At 70.7% G+C, this 1288-nt stretch carries 1 protein-coding gene and 1 pseudogene; both read left to right on the top strand.

The features are described from left to right. Positions 1 to 21: 21 nt before the first annotated feature. A complete protein-coding gene (locus C1J00_RS43335; protein ID WP_439333488.1) occupies positions 22 to 621 on the top strand; it encodes a response regulator in 600 nt (199 codons plus the stop codon). A 104-nt stretch (positions 622 to 725) separates the two neighbouring features. After that, positions 726 to 1288 (top strand): annotated as a pseudogene (locus C1J00_RS43330) (ArgS-related anticodon-binding protein NrtL); the annotation flags it as partial.

The raw sequence follows: 1288 nt of genomic DNA, 5'->3' as shown, positions 1-1288 counted from the left end.
GTTGCGGGTCGCCCGGTCGGGGTGGAAGTGGGGAAAACCCGGACGCGATGGCCGGGTCCGACCTACTCTCGAGTTGTGCCAGGCGCGTCGGGCCGGGTGCTTGTTGTGGACGACAACAAGGTCATCCGGCAGTTGATCAGGGTCAACCTCGAGCTTGAGGGGCTGGAGGTCGTGACCGCGGCCGATGGTGCCGAGTGTCTTGATGTCGTTCATCAGGTGCGGCCCGATGTCGTGACCCTCGATGTCGTCATGCCCCGGCTGGACGGGATCCGGACAGCCGCTCGCCTCCGTGCCGATCCGCGCACCCGCGACATGCCCCTCGCCATCGTCAGCGCCTGCGGTCACCACGAGGTCGAGGCCGGACTCGAAGTGGGCGTCGACGCGTTCCTCGCCAAGCCCTTCGAGCCCGCCGAACTGGTCCGCATGGTGCGTCAGTTGGTCGATCGGGCCCGGGCCGAGGGCAGGCAGCGCGGCGGCGCCCGGCCGATGGAACACGCGACGGAGCACACAAGGGAACCCGCGACGGAACACACAAGGGAACCTGCAACGAATCGCGCGAACGAACACGCGCGGCAAGCCGAGGAGCAGACCAGGGAAGTGGATCTACCCGCCGTGCCGTAGGCGAGTGACTCCTGCGCAGCCCTGGCACAGGCGTCGCGTCCACATCCCGGACCGTGCGGAAACCGGCTCGCATACCCACCCCCTTCCTCCCATACGCTTGTCCCGTGACCCCCGCCGAGCTCTCCCGCACCGTGCTGCACGCCGTGCGCCGCGCTGTCGACGAAGGTGAGCTCAGCGTGACCGTGCCGGAGCGGGTCGTGGTCGCTCCGCCGGGCCCCGGGGGCTGCGGCGACTACGCCACCAGCATCGCCCTCCAGCTGGCCCGCGAGGCAGGGCGGACGCCGCGTGACGTGGCCGAGATCCTGCGGGCGCGGCTCCTCGACGAGCGGCGGTTCGCCGACGTCGCCGTCACCGGGCCCGGTTTCGTCAACCTCAGCGTGCACAGCACCGCCTCCGCCGACCTGGTCGGAGAGATCCTGCGGCGCGGGCGGCGCTACGGGCACACGACGGCCGGGTTCAGCGGGACGGCTCTCAAGATCTACTGCCGGGCAGAGGTGCGTGCCGTCGTGGTCACGGACGTGGTGGCCCGTCTGGCGCGCAGCCAGGGCGACCTCGTCCGGGTCGTGTGCGACGGCCGGCCCGCCCCGGAGTGGAAGTCCGTCCTCGGTGCGGATGTCAGTACCCGGGGGCCGCGGTTCATCCCCGACCGGTCCGTCACCGTATGTCC

The organism is Streptomyces cahuitamycinicus (assembly GCF_002891435.1).
In the GTDB taxonomy this organism is placed as follows: Bacteria; Actinomycetota; Actinomycetes; order Streptomycetales; family Streptomycetaceae; genus Streptomyces; species Streptomyces cahuitamycinicus.
The sequence above is the reverse complement of the archived record's forward strand: the minus strand, read 5'-3'. Positions and strand labels throughout refer to the sequence as shown.